General features: G+C 38.8%; 22 protein-coding genes. 7 read left to right on the plus strand and 15 right to left on the minus strand.

Annotated elements, in window-relative coordinates:
* Window positions 1–32: 32 nt before the first annotated feature.
* The 10 genes from FGM01_RS12855 to FGM01_RS12900 all read right to left on the minus strand — a co-directional run bounded on the left by FGM01_RS12855 (window position 33) and on the right by FGM01_RS12900 (window position 9,740).
* Window positions 33–926 (minus strand): haloalkane dehalogenase, encoded by an 894-nt coding sequence (locus tag FGM01_RS12855; RefSeq protein WP_143411568.1) that lies wholly within the window; start codon window positions 924–926, stop codon window positions 33–35.
* 22 nt (window positions 927–948) lie between these two features.
* Window positions 949–2,364 carry an MBOAT family O-acyltransferase gene (locus FGM01_RS12860; RefSeq protein ID WP_143411569.1) on the minus strand — a complete coding sequence of 472 codons (1,416 nt, stop codon included), beginning with the start codon at window positions 2,362–2,364 and terminating at the stop codon, window positions 949–951.
* A 33-nt stretch (window positions 2,365–2,397) separates the two neighbouring features.
* On the minus strand, window positions 2,398–3,420 hold the full coding sequence (locus FGM01_RS12865) for a hypothetical protein (RefSeq protein WP_143411570.1): 1,023 nt from the start codon (window positions 3,418–3,420) through the stop codon (window positions 2,398–2,400).
* 321 nt (window positions 3,421–3,741) lie between these two features.
* Window positions 3,742–4,365 (minus strand): chloramphenicol acetyltransferase, encoded by a 624-nt coding sequence (locus FGM01_RS12870; protein WP_143411571.1) that lies wholly within the window; start codon window positions 4,363–4,365, stop codon window positions 3,742–3,744.
* Between the two features lie 74 nt (window positions 4,366–4,439).
* Window positions 4,440–5,336, minus strand: a complete 897-nt coding sequence (locus tag FGM01_RS12875; protein WP_143411572.1) for a dioxygenase family protein — start codon at window positions 5,334–5,336, stop codon at window positions 4,440–4,442.
* A 147-nt stretch (window positions 5,337–5,483) separates the two neighbouring features.
* Window positions 5,484–6,317 carry a GIN domain-containing protein gene (locus FGM01_RS12880; RefSeq protein WP_143411573.1) on the minus strand — a complete coding sequence of 278 codons (834 nt, stop codon included), beginning with the start codon at window positions 6,315–6,317 and terminating at the stop codon, window positions 5,484–5,486.
* A 136-nt stretch (window positions 6,318–6,453) separates the two neighbouring features.
* Window positions 6,454–7,005 (minus strand): ester cyclase, encoded by a 552-nt coding sequence (locus FGM01_RS12885; RefSeq protein WP_143411574.1) that lies wholly within the window; start codon window positions 7,003–7,005, stop codon window positions 6,454–6,456.
* 84 nt (window positions 7,006–7,089) lie between these two features.
* Window positions 7,090–7,968, minus strand: a complete 879-nt coding sequence (locus FGM01_RS12890) for an ester cyclase (RefSeq protein ID WP_143411575.1) — start codon at window positions 7,966–7,968, stop codon at window positions 7,090–7,092.
* Window positions 7,969–8,426: 458 nt separating this feature from the next.
* Window positions 8,427–8,840, minus strand: a complete 414-nt coding sequence (locus FGM01_RS12895) for a VOC family protein (protein WP_143411576.1) — start codon at window positions 8,838–8,840, stop codon at window positions 8,427–8,429.
* A 57-nt stretch (window positions 8,841–8,897) separates the two neighbouring features.
* Entirely contained in the window at window positions 8,898–9,740 is an 843-nt protein-coding gene (locus FGM01_RS12900) for a hypothetical protein (RefSeq protein ID WP_143411577.1), read from the minus strand.
* 506 nt (window positions 9,741–10,246) lie between these two features.
* Between FGM01_RS12900 and FGM01_RS12905 the strand changes: the two genes are divergently transcribed.
* On the plus strand, window positions 10,247–10,732 hold the full coding sequence (locus FGM01_RS12905; protein ID WP_143411578.1) for a hypothetical protein: 486 nt from the start codon (window positions 10,247–10,249) through the stop codon (window positions 10,730–10,732).
* A 97-nt stretch (window positions 10,733–10,829) separates the two neighbouring features.
* Complete coding sequence (locus FGM01_RS12910) at window positions 10,830–11,546, plus strand: TerC family protein (protein ID WP_143411579.1); 717 nt, start codon at window positions 10,830–10,832, stop codon at window positions 11,544–11,546.
* A gap of 33 nt (window positions 11,547–11,579) precedes the next feature.
* Here FGM01_RS12910 and FGM01_RS12915 read toward each other — a convergent pair whose 3' ends face one another.
* The 3 genes from FGM01_RS12915 to gntA are packed head-to-tail and all read right to left on the minus strand — an operon-like array spanning window position 11,580 to window position 13,493.
* On the minus strand, window positions 11,580–12,161 hold the full coding sequence (locus FGM01_RS12915) for a DUF1989 domain-containing protein (RefSeq protein WP_143411580.1): 582 nt from the start codon (window positions 12,159–12,161) through the stop codon (window positions 11,580–11,582).
* 1 nt (window position 12,162) lies between these two features.
* Window positions 12,163–12,789, minus strand: a complete 627-nt coding sequence (locus tag FGM01_RS12920) for an FMN-binding negative transcriptional regulator (RefSeq protein ID WP_143411581.1) — start codon at window positions 12,787–12,789, stop codon at window positions 12,163–12,165.
* Window positions 12,790–12,794: 5 nt separating this feature from the next.
* Window positions 12,795–13,493: a guanitoxin biosynthesis heme-dependent pre-guanitoxin N-hydroxylase GntA gene (gene gntA / locus FGM01_RS12925; RefSeq protein ID WP_143411582.1), complete on the minus strand. Its 699-nt coding sequence runs from the start codon at window positions 13,491–13,493 to the stop codon at window positions 12,795–12,797.
* A gap of 50 nt (window positions 13,494–13,543) precedes the next feature.
* Here gntA and FGM01_RS12930 point away from each other — a divergent pair, with 50 nt between their 5' ends.
* Window positions 13,544–13,975: a hypothetical protein gene (locus FGM01_RS12930; RefSeq protein ID WP_143411583.1), complete on the plus strand. Its 432-nt coding sequence runs from the start codon at window positions 13,544–13,546 to the stop codon at window positions 13,973–13,975.
* Here FGM01_RS12930 and FGM01_RS12935 read toward each other — a convergent pair.
* Entirely contained in the window at window positions 13,972–14,511 is a 540-nt protein-coding gene (locus FGM01_RS12935; protein ID WP_143411584.1) for a DUF421 domain-containing protein, read from the minus strand. The genes FGM01_RS12930 and FGM01_RS12935 overlap by 4 nt on opposite strands.
* A gap of 217 nt (window positions 14,512–14,728) precedes the next feature.
* Between FGM01_RS12935 and FGM01_RS12940 the strand changes: the two genes are divergently transcribed.
* Together FGM01_RS12940 and FGM01_RS12945 are read left to right on the plus strand one after the other, a co-directional pair.
* Entirely contained in the window at window positions 14,729–15,442 is a 714-nt protein-coding gene (locus FGM01_RS12940) for a glycerophosphodiester phosphodiesterase (protein WP_143411585.1), read from the plus strand.
* Window positions 15,443–15,500: 58 nt separating this feature from the next.
* Window positions 15,501–16,709 (plus strand): BaiN/RdsA family NAD(P)/FAD-dependent oxidoreductase, encoded by a 1,209-nt coding sequence (locus FGM01_RS12945; RefSeq protein WP_143411750.1) that lies wholly within the window; start codon window positions 15,501–15,503, stop codon window positions 16,707–16,709.
* Here FGM01_RS12945 and FGM01_RS12950 read toward each other — a convergent pair.
* Window positions 16,699–17,178: a TspO/MBR family protein gene (locus FGM01_RS12950; RefSeq protein ID WP_143411586.1), complete on the minus strand. Its 480-nt coding sequence runs from the start codon at window positions 17,176–17,178 to the stop codon at window positions 16,699–16,701. The two genes, FGM01_RS12945 and FGM01_RS12950, sit on opposite strands and share 11 nt — an antisense overlap.
* A 97-nt stretch (window positions 17,179–17,275) precedes the next feature.
* On the opposite strand from FGM01_RS12950, the gene FGM01_RS12955 reads away from it, so the two are divergent.
* Both FGM01_RS12955 and FGM01_RS12960 read left to right on the plus strand, forming a co-directional pair.
* On the plus strand, window positions 17,276–18,364 hold the full coding sequence (locus FGM01_RS12955) for a diphosphomevalonate decarboxylase (RefSeq protein ID WP_143411587.1): 1,089 nt from the start codon (window positions 17,276–17,278) through the stop codon (window positions 18,362–18,364).
* A gap of 50 nt (window positions 18,365–18,414) precedes the next feature.
* On the plus strand, window positions 18,415–19,353 hold the full coding sequence (locus FGM01_RS12960) for a mevalonate kinase family protein (protein ID WP_143411588.1): 939 nt from the start codon (window positions 18,415–18,417) through the stop codon (window positions 19,351–19,353).
* The last annotated feature ends 6 nt before the right edge of the window (window positions 19,354–19,359 follow it).

The raw sequence follows: 19,359 nt of genomic DNA on the forward strand, positions 1-19,359 counted from the left end.
AGGACGCTCAAAGATGAGAATGTTACATAAGATCAGGACTCAGCTTCTACTTTTTCTCCTTTCATAAACCTATCTATATAAGCAGCTATCTCCTCTCCTTTCTCCTCCTGTAAAAAATGTCCGGCTCCTTTTATGATGATTGGTTTATCACCAATACTTCCCGGAATTAGTTTATGAAAGAAGTTTTCCAAACCACTAAATACGGGATCCTTATCAGAAAACATGATCAATGCCGGTTTATTCCATTCTGAAAGGACTTTTCTGGCCTTTATCATCCTATCTACTCCTTCATCATCGGGGCTCGAAGGCACCAGTTGCGGAAAGGCTTTGGCCCCATCTTTGTATTTTTTGGAAGGGAAAGGACTGTCGTAGGCCTTTCTAACCTGCTTTGAGATCTTTCCGAAACTGGCGAATTTTACTATTCGCCCAGCTGAAAGCCAAGGGTGATACCGGGCATACATTTGCCATAACCTGAAATACCAGGGAAGTTTTTTTCCCTTGGGCAGGAACGTATTCAATATGACCACCCTTTTGAATCTTTCAGGCAATTCGCCAACCAGGCTCAAACCTAAAAGACCACCCCAATCCTGAACTACCAAGGTTATATCGTTCAGCTCGAGTTTGTCAATAAAATTTTTAAGCGATCTAAAATGAAGATCAAAAGTATAGTTCTTACAGCCTACGATCTTATCAGATTTACCAAAACCTATCATATCTGGAGCTATAAAGCGGTAATGCTTTAAAACAGGAACGAATTTCCTGTAGAGGTAAGACCAGGTGGGTTCGCCATGTAAAGCGAGTATTACCTCACCTTCCCCTACATCGATATAATGCATGTCCAGCGCTCCGAATTTTATATGGTTTTCCTTGTAAGGAAAATCTTCTATATGTCTGAATCTTTCCAGATCGGTTTTAAGTATTTCCATTTTTCATTGTTTATCCAGATGCCTAAAACTGAAAATAAATAAATTGTTGCCCGCTACCCTGTGAGATTACTATAAGAAATAGCATGATGGCCCATCCTACTCCGAATAACCAGGCAGGGGCTTTAAGCGAAAGTTCCTTTAAAGAAGAGTTTCGCATTAAATAATGGCAAATAAACAAAAGGCTAACCACCACCATCACCTTGAAAATATCGAAATATTGTAAAAGTTTTACCCCATCGTTATTGATAAAGAACATAGAACTTATCATGTTCCTGGCAGTTTCGAATTCCCTGGCCCTGAAGAAAACCCAGGTAATATTTACACAAGTATAGGTTAACAGCGCCAGAAAAATACCATTTATTGGGTTGATCTTGAGTCTAACCTTAGATCTGAGAAACCTTTCAACTACGAGGTATAAACCGTGCAGTGCCCCCCAAACCACAAAGGTCCAGGCCGCCCCGTGCCACAAACCTCCCAGAAGCATGGTGAGAATAAGAGCAACATACATCCTGGTTATTCCATTTTTATTTCCTCCCAAAGGAATGTAAAGGTAATCTCTTAGCCAGGTTGATAGTGAGATATGCCATCTGCTCCACAGGTCTGAAAAACCTATTGCCGCATAGGGATATTTAAAGTTATCTGGCAGGATGATCCCCAACATCAAAGCAATTCCGATAGCACAGGTGGAGTAACCGGCAAAATCAAAGAAAATCTGTCCTGAAAATGCAAGTGTTCCAATCCACGCATCGAGGCCATTCAAAACCACACCGGCTCCAAATACCGCATCTGCTGTGCCAGATAACAACGTGTCTGCAAGGACTACCTTTTGAAATAATCCAATAGTCAGCAAAAAGCTGCCCCACATGAATTGATTTGCAGTTGCTTTTTTCTCATCGTAAAACTGGCTTATGAGATCTTTTGCGCGTACGATTGGCCCTGCCACCAATTGGGGAAAAAAAGTTACATAGAGGGCAAAATCCAGAAATGTCCTGGCCGGTTTTATTCTTTGATAATACATATCTATGGTATAAGACATGGTTTGAAATGTGTAGAAAGAAATCCCCATTGGCAGAATAATATCCATGGGTTGTGGTTCATAGGTCATTCCTAGGGCATTAACACCAGTTGTGAAATTTTCAAGAAGAAAGTCTCCGTATTTAAAAAAGGCAAGGAAGCCCAGGTTGGTAAACATGCTCAACAGCAACCACATTTTTCTACGTCCACTATTTTTCTCTACGGCCAGTTTATTTCCGGCTGTCCAATCTACGATTGTTGAAATCCATAAAAGGATCACTAGGGGTGGGTTCCATAATCCATAGAAGAGATAACTTGCCAGTAAAAGCATTCGCTTTCTGTTCGTCCAGCTTAATATCCCGGTATAATAAAGAAAAAGAACCAGTCCCAGGAACAAAATAAAACCCAAAGAGTTAAATAGCATATTCTAATTTATTAGATCATTAAAGCTTAAAATTCATTTAGACAGATACCCATCCTTTACTAAAATACGTACCAGGGAAGCGGTAAAAATATCTGCATCCTCAGCTGAAAGGTGGGACCATTCGGGACAATCAAATCCTCTTAGTGATTCATAATCCTCAAAATGATAAGCAGGAACATCTGATTTTTCCACCAATGGATCCCAGAATTCATTACGCGGAAAAACCTGATTCTCGTGTTCTCTCAATTCTCCAGTAGATGGACATCGCACGAGAATAACCTCGCCTCCTCTATTCTTGAATTTCTTTACATTTTCTATAAAAAAATTGGTGGTCGCTTCTTTTTCCGGAACATTTTCAGATCCAGCCTGGTTGAAGAAAAGCCAGACTTTCTTTATAGTACCAGCAAAAGCAGTATCTGTAGCGGTTCTAGTGGTCATCCTCAAATTTCTATTGATATCCACCTCTGAAAATTTATGGAAAGGAGGCATAGGATCGGGAACCCGCTGACCTACTTCTATTTCATCGAGCAATGCTTTCAGTTTGATTCCGTCAACTCCCGAAACATCACTGATAAATGCAAATGAACTTTGCAATGGTATGGAAAGGTTGTAGTTTAATCTATCAGCATAGGTACGGTCTTCATAATATTTGATTCTGCTCACCACCTTCTCATTGGGAGGAGCTTCTGGAAAAAGGGTGGAAAAAAACAGCCCTGCAGTTACACCTACCACAATGGTACCATTAAAGTCAGTATTATTCACCAGGTCGTCAAAGGCGTATAAGGGCGAAGTACCCTCAATGGCCAGTTGTATTGGTCTTTTCCCGGTTTCTTCCTCCCATTTATCAAGCTGCAGGTCGAAATATACTCTTGACGACCCAACTATGACCACATCATCTTCAGTCGCATCTTCTACGGCTTCCCTATGGATCACCCATAGGTCGTCATCATCATCAAGATCTGGTACCAAGTTGTGATTTCTCCAATATATTTCCCAGGCAACAAGGCCTATTAAGGCACCAACAATCCCTATGATCATAGATCTTTTCAAATTCATATCGACAGAAATAAAAATTACACTTTTTGCAAAGGCGTGTTTAAAGCAGGGGCGGAAAAATGGTCATCTGGTATTTCCAGGGGTAATCAACAACATTAGTAAAAATTCTGACATAACACAGGTCCTGAAAGGATCACCAATCAATCATAAATATATGATTTTTAATTGATTACATTAACCATGATGCGTTAGACTGAAAATATCTTTGTATTTGATTGTTAGATATTATGCTGCAAATACTGGAGCCAGAAGCGATAATTCTCCAGATCTGGAGGATTGAAAAAAAGGTTAGGAAAGACTTAATTAGCAGATCTGTTTCGTCTAATCATTAAGGAGTGCCTGAAACTTTTCTACAAACAATCCTATATGGTAACCATCCATTAATGCGTGATGAGCATGTATGGAAACCGGCATTATTTTTTTACCATTATCAGAAATACATTTACCAAATGATATTTTTGGACAGCTGTCCTGGCCGGTAAAACTCCGGGAATGAGAGAGCGAGGTAAAATTTACCCAGGGAATTGCAGAATAATGTACCTCATTAAGACGAATTTCGTCTAACATCAAGCCGCTGCCAAACCTTACCCTGGCAATTTCATTTTCGGCATTTTGTAAAAAAACCTTGAGATCATCATCGTGGATAATATTCGAAAAACCAAAGGTATTATCCTCCCGGCTTATTGTCGCCGACGCGTTGATCTTATCGTAAATAAAAACCTTTTCCCCGGATATCCTGTACTTAAAATTTTCAATGGAATTAACAGCCCGGGAAGCCAGATAGAGATAATATAGAAAAAAGGACATGCCCTCTTCCTTACTTTTTTTATAAGCCAGGGTACAATCGACATTCACCGCCATTCCAAAAAACGGTTCTTCAAATTTTGAGAAAAATTCAAAATGCTCTTTACGATTCCAGGTAGAAATATCTAATTCAGATCTCATATTAACTTCAGGCTTGATAATAAAATCGCTGCAAACCTAAGTTAAATTTAGAAAGTCCGGTAAATAAAAAACTCTTATAAAGCTTTCAATCTTTTAAATCTGTTCACCTTTTGTTTGCCATCACCATAAGAAGTTGTTTTAGTGAGGCTTACTTCTCCATCCTTTTCAAGCTTAAAATCCAGTTTTTCAAACATTCCTTCTGGCAAGCCTCCGTATTCAAAAGAATTATTCCCGCTGTAGGTATATATTTTTCCGAAGACCTCATTCTTAACCCATAAATCGCCATCCCGGGCAAAAAACGTTACAACTGTTCCAGTACCAATATTCCTATACTCACCGGTTATTTTTTGAATAGAATCGTCGGTAACCTTTAGCACATCGTTCATGTTACAGTCAAAACCGATCTTGTAAATATCATTATTTTTTTTAAGTTTCAGGATTCGCTCCTTAGCCTGAGGACTGGAGGAAGAAGGGTCTGAAAGAAGATAAGGATCGTCTTTAAAATATATCTGGGTTATCAAACTCTTGTAACCGTTGGCGGTAATGAGTAAATGAAAATGTGCCGGCCTGTAATTTCCACCACCGGTATCATAGGGCACCGGCATCTGGGTGATGAATTTATATTTTCCCTCATCATCACTAATCGTGGTTCCACGATACCTGAATTCATCTGAACTATTATCATAGACTCCATCATGGGAACAATGCCATAGTTCTATTTTTGCATTTTTATAAGCCGTCAAACAGTCCTTATGCCTTATTTTTCCGGATAGTTCCACTATTTCTCCGGGCATATCCTTAATTACCAGATTAGTTCTTAAAGGACTGTCCGGGCGATAAAAAGGACCTAAGATATCTGTGGTGGTCACGCAATCTGCCACATAATTTTCACCATTAAATTTTAGAAATCCTGTTGCAGAGATCGCGATTACACTAAGACCCGCTAAGCGGGCGAATTCTCTACGTTTCATAAATTGTGTATTGTATTAATGATTCTGTTCCCAGCCTGGAAAGTCAGCATTCATTTTATAGATTTGAAGAGATTGTTACTTTAAAAATTACTAATGCCGGAGCGGAAGAAAATTTGAATTATATATTTAATGCGGTTGATGCTCCGTTTATTTTTTTATGATTTTCGATTTATCGGTTAACCCCTTTACCTGAATATCAGGATTACCATATACATAAATAGTGCTCTTTCCTTCGGCATCTATTTCGATACTTTTGCTGGCATCAACGTAAATATCAGACTTGTTCTTTGAATTTAAAACAGCCGTTTGAGCATTGAGTTTCTTAGCATTCAGGTTTGAATTTCCTTCCAGGTTAAAAACCACATTAGTGGCCTTTCCATCTAGTTTCGCACTTGCAGATTTATTCAGCACTACATTTAGATCATCGGTTTGAAGGTCTGCCTTTAGATCTGATCTTTTCTCCATATTAATCACAATATTCCCGGCACGTAAATCTAATTTCCCTTTGGAATTATCACTCATAATGATCTCTGCTGAAGAATTTACATCCAGTTTAATATCAAATTGTGAAGAATTGTTTGCATAAATGGTGATCTTGTCTGTATCGAATTCAGAGCTGGTCTCGAGCACCGCATCATCATTTATAGTAATACTTTCTATACCCGTAAGGTTAAGGAAAATATGGAGTTTTTTATTTTTTACAATTTTACTGCGGGTGTAAACTTTCAAAACCCCGTTACTTACTCTCACCTCAACCTCCTCGGCGAGATTCTGGTCTGTGGTAAGAACATAAGAATTCCTGTTCGAGGTTTGTATTTCGACTTCCAGGTTATCAGAAATTTCAAGATGGTTGAATTCACCAATGATCTCGTTGCTGGTGCTAATTACTTCTTTATCACCTTTGACCTTTTCTTTTTTTTGCGCCAGTGATACGGCGGAAAACAGAATGCAGGAAGCGAGGAAAATGATATATTTTTTCATGAGGTCGAATTTTTAACATAAAAATCCGGAGCTATTCTTAAAGTTAGTTAAAAGTATTTGATTTTCAGTGTTTTATATTTAATAAATGAAGATATGGATGTAAAGTTTTCTCACCGCTAATTTATAATTACGCTTACTATTCCGGAAAGCTTGTAACGTAGCCGAGCTGATTAAGAAGTTCATGGTTATCATAATATACTTCTTCCTGAATAGCTATGCCATCCTCATTATATGACCAGATGGAAAAACCAATTATACTCACAGATCGCTGAGTTGGTGGATTTCCCATAAAATCACCTGTATTATCCCCGGAAAATATAAAACTGGAATAGGATTTATGGTCTGCAAATTGAGTCTCGCCGGTAATTTCAACATTCACATTGGAGAAACCTTCATGAAAAGAATTCATCATATTAAGGTATTCTGCACGTGTAGAAATTTCTTTTTTTCCATTGGTAAACCGGGTTAGATCTTCATTGGTGACTTTTCTAAATAAGGTTTTATTATTTGTATTCCATGCTTCCTGAATATCATTTAAAGTAGCACCGATATCCTTTTCCATACGCTCGATCCTGGTATGGGCCATTTCTTTTTCAACCTCTTCCAGCTTTCTTTCTTTTTTTGCATTGGACTCGCAGGAACTAAAGGCCAGAAAAAGCGTAATAAAAAGTAATTTTAAAATTTTCATATTACCTCTCTTTATCACATTTTAAAAAGCTCAATTACGGATTGGATAAGGCCTGGTAACTTTAACCTTCTCCAGAACCGGATTCTAATCTGCATTGGCTTCGCTGAGTTGCTTTGTATCTACATATTGCTGGAAAGCTATGATCTTCCCATCATTCAGGGTCCATAAATGGGCCGCCTGAACGTCATAGGTTTTCGCATTCTTTTTCACTTTGGCATTATACCTTAAAGTGGCCAGCACCTGATTATTGCTCATTTCATGCAATTTAATGTCTGTGAGTTTAAAATATTCATGGTCTTCTCCTACCCTGGCAAAAATCCCATTCAATACAGCATCTGGTCCCACATAAGGATTTCCATCGGCATAATCATTACCTTCTGCCTCATTCCATACTATATCTTTATCCATCTTAGCAAGTACACCGGGAATATCTCCAGCACTAAAAGATTTATACAAACCGTCAACGATTTTAACATTGTCCGGGTTAGACATCAGGCCTAATTGCTGAAGAAAGACCATACTATCCATAAAATCATGTTCCTTGGCTATTTTTCCATTTTTCATTTTCACCAGAGTAACTCCTTCCACATCCACTTCCTTCCCCGTTCCTGGAATACCAAAAAAAGTTCCGCTATGCTTGCCTTTAAAATGCCAGTGTTTTGCAATATTATCTCCTTCTCCAAAAATGTTTTTTACCGTGAATTCACGCTCTGAAAAGCCCGTGATAAAATTTTTGTAATGGGCTTTAAAGGCCTCTATACCTACAATGTTCTCTGGAGTGTTCACGAGAACTACATCTTCCTGAAAATGCTCTTTATTTATTTGATCTAAGTCGCCACTATTAATGACCTCATCCCAAACCCGGTTATACATTTCGACATCCTTTTCGATCGAACTGCTTTGAGCCAAGAGCATATTCCCACTCAATAAAATAAGCGCCAGAGATAAAATGAAATTTTTCATAATTTGAATTGTTTTATTAAAGTTTTGAAATTAAAACCGTGAGGCAGATCGGCATAAGTTAAAGGTAATCAAATATTTAGAATATTTTATGTGTTGATAATGCTTATCAAACTACCTGAAATTTAGTTCATTTAAATTCATAAAAAAGCCGTGAGTTCATGAATAACTCAGGTTCAGATTTAAGATCTACCTTTTTCGCAATCCTAAGGCAGAAACCCTGCAACATTACTATATGCTGTAATTCATATAATGAGCAATGTTATCCGAGGTCAATGGTTTTTCCCGGGTATTTTAGGAGAAAGCAGATTAATTTCGATCGAGCTGGAAATTAGGTTCCAGATTTCTAGTACCGGATGGAGAGTCTGTCACCATATAAAACGGTAGTTTTGAAAACCTTTTGATTTCGGCTTTTGGAAATACCAGAAACAGGTTAAATAAGCCCTTTTCGGGAAGGACTATTAATCCATTTGTAAAAGCTGAATATAATTCCCGTTATCGTCGTCAAAAACCGCTTCAAAACCATAGTCAGTTTTAACCGGATCCTTTTTAAAAACCACTCCTTTATTTTTTAGTTCCCGGGTAGTTTCATGAATATCCTGTGCACTGAAGCTGATCACCGGGATACCCATTTCATATAATTTCTTCTTGTAATCCCTGGCAACCTGTATACCGTTAGGCTCAGTTGGTTCCAGCAAAATGGTAGTAGGGTCTGTTCCCAGAGGAGATTTTATGATAGCAATATAATTTTCCGGAGAGAACATAACCTCAAGAAAACCAAGCGTATTGGTGTAATATTTAAAAGCCTTGGCAGGATCTTCGACGAAGATACTAACCATAGCTAACTTCATTGGATGTTGATTCTTGCTTATCATATAAGAAAATTAAAATTTAGTTCTGAAGCTTTAATATTTTGATTTGAGGTCTTAAAATCATATTTCCTGAGGCATGATTTTATCCAGTGGTTCTTTCAGATCTGTCAGGACTTCCTGAAGGTTCTTTATGAACCGCTCTCTCTTTTCATCGTTAAGACGATCTATGGAAAGATATGGATTTAGATCCTCCAGTTCTACGAGCAGTAATGAACCATCGGGTAATTTACAGGCATCTATCCGGGTTATTCCATGAGTCATATTATTCCATTTTATGAATTTTTCAGCAAAATCAAGATCCTCCTGTGTTGGCTCGTGAGCTGAAAGCTCCCAGCGTTTATTTGGATTTGGAGCGTATAAGGCATATTGAAATTTATTATTCAGGAAATAGAACGATACTTCATAGGTAAAATTTATAAAAGGCTGGATAAGCATTCCGGTAACATCTGCGTTTCCTAATTCCTGTGCGTTCAAGATCTGCATTCCAATAGAATCGGCACCATTCTTCAATTTCAGCACATATTTTTCATGTTCCCCCAGTTGATGCAGCTGGTCTTTATCTTCAATAGTTGGAATCACAGGATAACCCAGTTTGGTGAGTTCTGGTAAATATTGTTTCCCTTTAATATCCCCTTTTCCGTCGAAGGAATTAAAAGTCAGCATGCTTCTTTGCTTTACTGCATTAAGGAATTCATTAAAATATTCCTGATAACCAATGACCGGTCCGGTATTTCTAAATACCACCAGGTCTGTCTCATTCAGCAGCGGGATCGCTTCAAGGGGATGGGCAATAGTGATGTCAAAATGCGACCTTAACCTGGAGGTTATATAAAGATCTTCTTCAGAATAGACTCGGCCATTAGCCTCGTAATAGAGATCTGTGAGGTAAAGAATGTTCTTCATGAACTAATCATAATTTTAATGAAATTAACAAACTCCTGTAATTTGAACAAAATAGTCTGCGGTAATTTCAAGGATCTATTAAAACCCTAACCAGTACTATCTATAATTTTGACCGCCAGACTGTCCAGCACGTGATAATGTTCCAGCATTATATTATTCCAGAATAATTTGCTTTGAAACAGATTTATTGTGAATTACGTAATGAAAGAGCTTTTTTAATTTCATGCAGTGAGTTCTTGCAGTAGTAAAGTAGAAAATTCATTTATATCGAAAATTGCTTTCTATAATACCTCCCGTAATACCTTTTCCAAATTTTGCTAATTCTGCTCATCATCTCCATCCCGATTACTTAAAAGTGACTTATATTTAAGTTAAGAATTACTATGTAAAGCAACCCGGTCAATTATTATTAGTATCTTCATAATCAACCTTAAACCAACAACTTAAATCGACTAATTCACGGCAGGCGGGCGGTAAATCGCAAAGTTGCTATTAGACGAGATTGGATGAAAAGGTTAATTTTTATTTTAGTGCTGCTGCTTTCCCAGACCACATATTCGCAATCCTGGCTCACCCGGGAAGAAGTTTACTGGTTCGCCGGCATGGGGGTAGATTTACGAAATGCCACCATAGGCGGCACTGTAAATGATGCATCTTATGACGGCACATTTAGTATCGGGTACCGCAATGTAGGTTTTAGTATTCTTGCTTATTACGAAACTTTCCAGGCTATAGAATATGAATCTATGGGCGTTAATCCGGGGTTTGTTTTGAGACCTGGCAAAAAATTTACTCCGGCCGCAGATCTATCCCTTTCATTCATTAGAAGACCATGGAAGACTTATCCCTCCCTGGCACTTAATGCCCGGGCCGAATATCATTTCGACAGGTTTTTTGTATATCTGCGCGGGGAGAACCGCTGGAGAACAGATTATGACTTTTACCAGATCTCGGTTTATGGTGGTATCAGTATCAAATTTGGCTTCGAGTGATCAATTTTTAACCATTTTATAGCAGTTGCTTTGTAATTTATTTAACTACATGCTATTGTTTTTTCAATAATTTTGATACTTCGCCAATCGCTATTAAATGGAAATTTTTTTACAACCCGATACATGGGTAGCCTTACTTACCCTGACTTTTCTGGAAATAGTTCTGGGAATAGATAATATTATTTTTATTTCGCTGGTGGCCGGGCGCGTACCAGAAGAAAGTCAGAAAAAGGCTCGTCTGGGCGGTCTCACGATTGCGCTGGTGATGAGAATATTGCTTTTATTAAGCATCACCTGGATTATTGGTCTTACCAAACCGGTACTTACGGTAGCAAGTTTTGAACTAAGCTGGAGGGATATTATTCTAATTGCCGGCGGTATATTTTTACTTGTGAAAAGTACTCTGGAAATACATCATAAAGTAGAAGGACAGGAAACGAACCTTGAAACAGGAAAGAAAACGAAGATGATGAGCTTCTCTACTGCGATCGTTCAAATTGTATTACTGGACCTGGTTTTTTCCTTCGATTCGATTTTAACCGCGGTGGGTCTTACAGATGAGATCATTCTTATGATCATCGCCGTGGCAATTGCGATCATTGTTATGATGATCTTTGCGAAACCGGTAGGGGAGTTTGTAAATGATCACCCCACCATACAGATCCTGGCTCTTTCATTTCTAATATTGATCGGGGTCATGCTTATCGTGGAAGGCGCTCATTATCATGTTCCTAAAGGGTATATCTATTTCGCGGTTTTCTTCTCTCTTGCCATAGAAATGCTGAACATGAGATACAGGAAGAAAAACACCTGAAAAGACAAGTTTCAATAGTCATATTAAAAACCATCACTGGTTGATGATTTCGTAATGTATAGGCTTAAAGCTGCCACCGTTACTATCTTCAGCAGAACAAGCTGTTAAACCCACGATCAGGTCCATTTTAGCTTCAAAAAGAACATAATCTCCGGGCTTGCTTAGGGGTGGATCAACGCTTAATTTTCCATTTGCAGCAAATTGAACATTCATGAAAATATTGAAAGCTGTAGGAATATCATCTGGCTCTATATTAAATTTAGCCAGGTTGGTATGAAGGTTTTCAAAGCAGCTGGGATGATATGCATCATTTTTATACATGATCTTAAAAGTTTCCGGACTACAGGGAGCCAGCAAAAAATCATTCCTGCCATTGGTATCCTCAATGATTTCCATCATTTTGTTGCTTCGGTTGCTCCATAGATGATCTCCTTTTGTTATAAGAATGGATTCTTCAAAATCAAGTGTTTTTCCACCAGATATTTTTTCCCGGGGATCCTTCGCATTGAAAAGAACCATATCACTTACCTGCTGCCCTTTTGGATCTATTACCTTAAGTTTTTCCCCATTCTTCAATTTAAAAGCGGTACCGGTTTGTTTCTCTATGGTATTCATTTTAAGATTTTAGTTTATTCTTATTCTGGTTCATAATATCCTGAGCAATTTTTTTATGCATACATTCACCCGACTGCTCCAGTTTATCGGTAACCCTTAAAATATCTTCAGAAGAGTAGGATTGATGTAATTTCGCAATCCCCTCAACCTTATAGGGTTCAAGCCAGAAGCCGGTAATAAGTGGTAAATGTGAGGATAGCATATCCTCCGGAATATCTTTATAGAATAGCGGTTCTTGTTGTTCCTTTTCAAAATGCCTCACAAGTTTTTCCAGGGAAACTTCCAGCTCCTTCCGGGTTTGCAATCTTATCCTCGCATTGACATGAACCGCGGAATAGTCCCATGTGCTGATATCCTTTTCTTTATACCAGGAGGAAGATATATAGCTGTGCGGGCCATGAAAAATAACCAGAGCTTCAGCTCCGTTTTCGAGTAGTTTCGACTGCTTATTATGATTTGCCATGTGGGAATAAAGGATCCACTCATTTTCATCACCTTCGGCCAGAACGGGTATATGGGTACCCACCAACTCTTTCACTTTCATAATGAAACTAGCAAAAGGATTTTCTCGCATAAAGGAAAAGACGAAATCCTTATCGTCTTTTATATATTTTTCAGGTCTGTACATTTATTCTAATTAGCATTATGGAAGGGGCATTTCCACTCTTTTTCTACCTTCCGGCCACTATATTGCTTAGCTTCACTATCTTTTCCAAAATCCTGTAATACGGGGTTAATGGAGCCCTGTAATTCTTTATCACGCTCCCTTATTTTGTCCCGAACTGTTTCATAACTTCCCATCTCCCGTAATTTCTCAAACTGCCAGTGCAGGTTGAAAGCTATGGCCGTATAAGGAGCCTGTCTGGCCATTCTGGAAGCTCCGGGATGCATCCCTACGATATAAAAAGCTTTCCCGGCAAGACTAAAACTAAAATGTTCACTTTCAGGATCTGGACTTACCTCCTTATCCCATTCTGCATCATCTGCCAGGTGCAGGTTTTCCAGTTGTTTCCATAAAATATTTTCGAATTCAAGTTCGGAATAATCAGGCGAATCTGGAAATACTGCCAGGAAAGTTTTAAAATCATTTGATTCAAAATCATAGTCCCGGATATATTCCCTGAGATCTTTTAGAATTGTTTTTGCATTGCCCGACTCTCCAAAATCTGGATAGGTATGCATTTCCACCTGGTCCATACTAAATACAGTCTTCGCCATGATACATGGATGATCCTGGCCTAGAATAAAATTTTCAAATTCCTTCCTTATCTTCATTTTCTTCCTGGAACCTTTTCCTGATCCCTTCACAGGAACTTCATAATTTATTTCCATAATATGCTTATTTTAAGTAATTTATATAATCGAAAACTAGCTTTGATCAAATGGAACTTCTTAAGGTTATATTGGCCGGCATTCTCGGAACCCTACTAATGACTGCTTTTAGCTATTTAATTCCCAGGCTGAGGGCTAAACAATTCCGCGAACCGCAATTGCTAAATATGATCCTGCGCAGGTCTACCTCAGATAGCATGAACCCCTCAAACAATTCCCTGATCGGCTGGGTGGTACATTTTTCTATCGGCATTATTCTAATGACCTTATTCTATATGTTCCATCTTATTTTCACCTTTAAAATTTCCTTTTTTTCTATTTTTATCTACGGAATATTTGCCGGAAGCCTATCTATCCTGAGCTGGTATTTAATGTTCAGCCTGTCTAATAATCCCGCCGAGATTACTATGAAAGAATTCTATTTCCAGTTATTGATCGCTCATATATTATTTGCCACAGGCGCCGTTATCTTTATGATCTAAAAACCAATATGTTGCTCCCTCTCTACATCCTTTAAAAGCCAATCTGCCAGATCCTGGTCATAGTTTTGGCTATGCAATACTGAAATATCTCCGGTAGCTTCATAAACCACCGCCTTTACCTCTTCCAGTTTGATGACGTTTGCTTCCCGCAGTTTAGAGCGAAGGTCACCTACGGTTACCCTTGCTTTTTTTAGATTATCATATAAAATCTCTTTACCATCCATTAATAATAGAGGATTGTTATCCACCATTCTCTTAACCGTTTTAAAACGCCGAAGTAAAGCCACCGATATTTGTAAAATATAGACCATACCAAGACCTACTATACCTTCCCACAAGCTCACGCTCTTGGATAATACTGTAGTGGCGATCATGGAACCCACTGCCACGGTCATAGCAAAGTCAAAACTTGACATTTTGGAAAAACTTCGCTTCCCCGCTAGCCTGGTATAAACAATGATTGCTATATATATTCCAATAGCCGTAAGACAAATTGCAAGAAGGTTCGCTTCTTTGAACTGAAACCATTTTTCCATAATTATTGCTTTTTGAAATATAAATCCTGCAGATTAAAACTTAAACCTGAAATAGATTTTCGCTTTTTCATATCTGTTGAAATTGGTTAGATCACTAAATTAATCAGCTGCACCTCTAACTAAATGTTAAGCACTCATAAACCTTTGTCAATATTACATTTATAGCCTTGATACCGTTAATAATGTGATCAAATGAATTAATTGAATAAATTTGAATATGATTGATTTTTTAAAAATAGGCCATAGAGGCGCAAAGGGTCATCTGGCTGAAAATACTCTTGAAAGTATTCAGAAAGCGCTCGAACTGGGCGTGGATGCTATAGAAATTGATGTACATAAATGTGCCACCGGCGAACTTTGGGTCATACATGATTTCACCCTGGATCGCACCACAGATGGAAGTGGAGAAATTGCCAAACGGCCTGCAGAAGAGATCCGTAAATTAAGAATAGAAGGTAAATACAAGATCCCATTATTATCTGAGGTGCTGGACTTACTGGAAGGCAGCTGTATGCTCAACATAGAATTAAAAGGTCTTAATACGGCTGCACCGGTTCATTGTGTTTTACAGGAAAAAGTCGCCGCAGGAACATGGAAATATGAAGATTTTATCGTTTCCAGTTTTCAGAAAAATGAACTTTTTGAAATAAGAAATTTAAATGCCGATGTTCCAATTGCCGTCCTGAGTAAAGCCAGTGTGCCCGAAGCTATTGAAGTGGGCAAAAGATTGAGCGCGATCGCAATTCATCCTTCCTTAGGCATTATAACCAGGGATAATACCAGACTTAGCCACGACGCGGGCTTTAAAGTGAATGTCTGGACCGTTAACGAAAGGGAAGATATCCAGAGAATGATAGATTTTGGAGTGGATGGTATCATTTCAGACTATCCAAACCGGCTGCATAATCCCACGCTGGCTTTGAAGTCCTGACAAATTTCTTAAGCCCGGATTATCTGCCTATTTTTGTCCTTCAAAAAAATTGCAGGATTTGGCTCTTTATGATATAATTATTGTTGGTGGTGGTGCAGCCGGATTTTTTACAGCCATAAACGCTGCTGAGAATAATCCCGCATCAAAAATTCTAATTCTCGAAAGAGGAAAAGAGGTGCTTACCAAAGTTCGTGTCTCCGGCGGTGGACGCTGTAATGTTACCCATGCCGAATTCATCCCTGCAGAACTTGTAAAAAGATATCCCCGCGGAGAGAAAGAACTTCGGGGCCCCTTCCATAAATTCATGACCGGTGATACCATAGAGTGGTTCGAAAAACGTGGCATAGAACTAAAAACTGAAGAGGATGGCCGTATGTTTCCTATTACCGACAGTTCTGAAACTATAATCAATTGTTTTACCAGGGAATGTACCCGGCTCAACATCGAAATTCAAAAAGGTCATAGTCTTAAGAATTTTCAGAAGTCTGGTGATGAGTGGAATTTACAGACCAGCGCAGGAGATTTTATCACGAAGAAATTAATGCTGGCCACGGGCAGCAATTCCAAAGTCTGGAACCTTTTAGAAAAAATGGGACACGCTATAGTCCAGGCCGTCCCTTCCCTGTTCACTTTCAATATTAAGGATACAAGAATAAAAGACCTCGCCGGCATCGCAGCAGATGCTGAAGTTACTATCCCTGGCGGGAACCTGCAGAGTTCGGGACCCTTGCTAATTACACATTGGGGTATGAGTGGTCCTGCAATTCTGAAATTATCTGCCTGGGGAGCACGGGAGTTAAATATGATGAATTATAAATTCAGCATGAATGTCAACTGGCTGCCCGGTTATTCTGAAAGCGAGATATTGGACCAACTTAAAGAGCTCAAATTTGCGAATTCAAAGCAGCAGGTCTCTAAAAGAGCTCAGTTCGAATTACCAAAAAGACTGTGGCAAAGCATAACCACTGCTTCTTTAATAAAACCGGAAACCAAATGGGCAGATCTTAACAAAGAACAATTACTCGCCCTGGCAAAACAACTAACCTCAGCAATTTATAAGGTTGATGGCAAGAGCACCTTTAAAGAGGAATTTGTTACCGCCGGGGGTATAGATCTACGGGAAGTAGAATTTAAAACCTTTGAAAGCAAGCTTCACAAAAATCTGTATTTCGCAGGAGAGATCCTGAATATTGATGCCATCACCGGTGGTTTTAATTTTCAGAATGCCTGGACGGGAGGCTACCTGGCGGCAAAAGCTATGAGTTAAGCCTCCAGATCTCGAAATTAAATACGATCGCAAATAATACCCAGACCGCATATGGTATAAGCATATATGCCGCCGTTGAACTTACAATCCTGAACCATTTAATAGTAAATAAGATAACTATAAAAAGGATTATAAGGTCAAGAAGTGCGATCAACGGTTGTTCTAAAGCAAAGAAAATCAGGAACCAGAATCCATTTAAAGAAAGTTGAAATCCAAAATGGATTAAAGCTGTTTTTACCCATTTATGGTAAAATCCTTTGGACCAGACGATTCCGGCAGCAACTCCCATTAAAACATACATAAAGATCCATACCCAGCTAAAGAGATCTACATCCAGGTGAAACCATGGTTTTTCCAGATGCTGGTACCATTCTGCAAGGCCGGTCTGGGTAGCAACCGTCCCCATAAATCCAAAAATGAGACAGATCACGACTGCAAAAGAACTCCTTATGAATAATTTACTGTTCATACCGGTCCGGTTAATTGTACTAAAATAGGAATTTATTTGAATTGCCATATCAGGAATCCAAGCCATAAAAGTTTAACTTTGGCAAAAATTTTAGAGGATGACCCAAAAGGATTTTATTCCCAGACAGCAACCTGAATACAAAGCGTCTGGAGAAGTTACCTGGCAATCGCCCAGCAATATAGCGCTGGTTAAGTACTGGGGGAAAAAGGAGAATCAGATTCCGGCCAACCCATCTATCAGTTTCACTTTAGATAATTGCCAAAGTACAACCACTCTTAAGTATTCCAGAATAAAGGAAGCGTCAAAAACTTCAGGATTTGACTTTGATTTTTATTTTGAAGGAAAAGCCAAACAGGATTTTAAACCAAAGATCTTCAAGTTCTTCGAGAGAATAGAAAAATACTGCCCCTACCTGAGGGAATATAAGTTTGAGATCCATAGCGAAAATTCTTTTCCACATAGCAGCGGGATCGCCTCTTCTGCAAGTGGCATGAGTGCTATTGCTTTATGTATCATGCACCTTGAGAAAGAATTATACCCGGGTATGGAAAAGGATTATTTCTCAAAGAAATCCTCATTCCTGGCCAGATTAGGATCTGGTAGTGCTTCGAGAAGCATAGACGGTGGCCTGGTGGTTTGGGGTGAACATAAGAATATTCCGGGTTCATCTAATGAGTATGCGATCCCTTTTCCTTTTGAGATTCATGACATTTTTAAAAATTACAGGGATACAATCCTTTTAGTAGATAAAGGGGAAAAACAGGTAAGCAGTACCGTTGGTCATGACCTGATGCATGGTCACCCTTTTGCTGAAAATCGCTTTGCACAGGCACATGAAAATCTGGATAAACTAATCCCTGTCCTGAAACACGGAGACACTACAGAATTCATAAAGATCGTGGAAAGCGAAGCACTTACCCTGCACTCGATGATGATGAGCAGCCTGCCTTATTTTATCCTGATGAAACCAAATACCCTGGAGATCATCAACAAAATCTGGTCTTACAGAGAAACTACCGGAATCCCAGTCTGCTTCACCCTGGATGCAGGAGCAAATGTGCACGTTTTATACCCTGAAAATCATGAAACTAAAATTTTAGAATTCATTAATAATGAGTTAGTTGTGTATTGTCAAAACGGGCACTATATTTGCGACCAAGTTGGAGGTGGAGCGAAAAAATTGTAATTTTAATCAGTTTTCAGCCCATTAACTGCCTGAAAGAATCTTAGATACTTATGAAAGGACCGCTTTTTTACTCGAAAATCCTTCTCTTCGGAGAGTATGGGATCATCAAGGATTCCAAGGGTTTATCTATTCCTTATAACTTTTATAATGGCGCGCTTAAACTGGATGAGAATCCTGATGAAGCCTCCAGAAAGTCTAACGAAAATCTTAGGAAATTTGCTTCTCATCTGGAAAGTTTACAGGAAAACAATCCAGATCTGGTCCAGTTTGATCTTGATGATCTTAGGGAAGATATTTCCAAAGGAATGTATTTTGACTCGAGTATCCCCCAGGGTTATGGGGTTGGAAGTAGTGGAGCCCTGGTAGCGGCTATCTATGATAAATATGCCCTGGACAAGATCACCGTACTGGAGAATCTTACCCGGGATAAGCTTTTGAAGTTGAAAAAGATTTTCGGAGAAATGGAATCTTTCTTCCATGGAAAATCTTCGGGACTTGATCCTTTGAATTCATATTTAAGCATTCCAATTCTTATCAATTCTAAAGAGAATATAGAACCGGCAGGTATACCTTCGCAAACAGCGAACGGAACCGGCGCAGTATTCTTACTGGATAGTGGAATTACCGGGGACACAGCTCCTATGGTAAGCATCTTTATGGAAAACATGAAGCAGGAACCTTTCAGAAAAATGCTGAAAGAACAGTTTATTACACAAACCGATGCCTGCGTAGACAATTTTCTTAAAGGAGATGTAAAATCTCTTTTCTCGAATGTTAAGAAATTATCGCACACGGTATTAAATAACTTCAAACCAATGATCCCTGCTCAATTCCATAAATTGTGGCAGAACGGGATCGAAACCAACGATTATTACCTTAAACTTTGTGGTTCCGGTGGCGGTGGATATATTCTTGGATTTACCGAGGATATAGACAAAGCCAGGAAAGCCTTGAAAGATTATAATTTAGAAGTGGTTTATAACTTCTAAACAGAT

The sequence above is a fragment of the Christiangramia sabulilitoris genome, from assembly GCF_007050985.1.
In the GTDB taxonomy this organism is placed as follows: Bacteria; Bacteroidota; Bacteroidia; order Flavobacteriales; family Flavobacteriaceae; genus Christiangramia; species Christiangramia sabulilitoris.